1 protein-coding gene is annotated in these 1882 nt (G+C 72.5%); it reads left to right on the forward strand.

Annotated elements, in window-relative coordinates; genetic code table 11:
• Window positions 1-1882 (forward strand): amino acid adenylation domain-containing protein (locus tag AC2VNT_RS02115; protein ID WP_486945281.1); only part of this gene is annotated, 1882 nt, incomplete at both ends.

Genomic DNA, 1882 nt, shown 5'->3' on the forward strand with positions numbered 1-1882 from the left:
ATGGCCCGGCACTTCACCATCCTCGCCGACGCGATGGCGGCCGCTCCGGACGCGCCGATCGGGCAGCTGCCGCTGCTCACCGACGACGAGCGCCGCCGGATCGCGGCCTGGAACGACACCCGGGTCGACTATGACGGCCCGGACTGCCTGCACCAGCTGGTGGCGGCGACCGCCGCCCGGGTGCCGGACGCCACCGCGGTGAGCTGCGACGGTCGCGACCTCTCCTACGCCGAGCTGGACGGCCGGGCCAACACGCTGGCGCATCGGCTGCAGCGGCTCGGCGTCGGCCCGGAGGTGGTGGTTCCGGTGCTGCTGGACCGCTCCGAGGACCTGGTGGTGGCGCTGCTCGGCGTGCTCAAGGCCGGCGGCGCGTTCCTGCCGCTGGACCCGGCCCAGCCCAGCCACCGGATGGCCGCGATGCTGGCCGACATCCCGGAGACGCCGGTCTGCGTCACCCACCGCAGACACCTGGGGCAGGTGCCGCCGGAGTTCACCGGCTCCCGGCTCTGCCTGGACCAGCCCGCTCCGGAAGCCGACGCCGACGCCGGGGCCCCGCAGAGCGGGGCGACCTCGGCGAGCACCGCCTACGTGATCTACACGTCGGGATCCACCGGAACCCCCAAGGGCGCGGTCAACACCCACGCCGGCATCCGCAACCGGCTGCGGTGGATGCAGGACGCCTACCCGCTGGACGCCGACGACCGGGTGCTGCACAAGACCCCGATCAGCTTCGACCCCAGCCTCTGGGAGCTGTTCTGGCCGTTGATCGTCGGCGCACGAGTGGTGATCGCCAAGCCGGAAGGCCACAAGGACGCCGGGTATCTGGCCCACACCATCGTCGAACAGCGCATCACCACAATGCATTTCGTGCCGTCCATGCTGCGTCGGTTCCTCGCCGAGCCGGCCTCGGCCGAGTGCACCGGCCTGCGCCGGGTGTTCTGCAGCGGCGAGGCGCTCCCGTACGACCTGCGCGATCAGTTCCTGGCTGTGTTCGACGTCCCGACCGAGCTGTACAACCTGTACGGCCCGACCGAGGCCGCGATCGACGTCACCCACTTCCACTGTCGGCGCGGCGTCACCGACCAGCGGGTGCCGATCGGCCGGCCGATCGCCAACATCGCCATCCACCTGCTCGACGGCCAGCGCCAGCCGGTGCCGGTGGGCGTGGCCGGCGAGCTGTACATCGGCGGTGTCGGGGTCGCGCGCGGCTACCTCAACCGGCCGGAGACCACCTCGGCCAGCTTCGTCGCCGACCCGTTCGCCCCGGCCGACTCCGGCCGGCTGCTGTACCGCACCGGCGATCTGGCCCGGTACCTGCCCAGCGGCGACATCGAATACCTGGGCCGGATCGACGACCAGGTGAAGATCAACGGCTTCCGCATCGAGCCGGGCGAGATCGAAGCCGCGCTGACCAACCATCCCGCGATCGCCGAGAGCGCGGTGGTGGCGGTGCGGGCGCCGGAGTCGGCGAGAGCCGACGGCACCCTGCTGGTCGCCCACATCGTGCCCGCCGACAGGGAAGCGGCCGCCGCTGTGCCGTCAACCGCCGAGCTGCGGCACTTCCTGCTGGACGAGCTGCCCGCCGCGATGGTGCCGGCCGTGTTCAAGACGATCGACGCGCTGCCGCTGACGTCGAGCGGCAAGGTGGACCGCCGGGCGCTGGCCACCGACGACGCAGCCGCCGCGGCTGCGCACCGGTCGGCGTTCGTCGCACCGAGCGACCGGACCGAGCAGGTGCTGGCCGAGATCTGGGCCGAGGTGCTCGGTGTGGAGCGGGTCGGGGTCGAAGACGACTTCTTCGCGCTCGGCGGGGCCTCCACCCAGGCGTTGGAGGTCTCGGTGCGGGCCAACGCCGCCGGCCTGGAGCTGCGGCCGGAGTCGA

This window comes from Mycobacterium sp. TH-M15, from assembly GCF_057473705.1.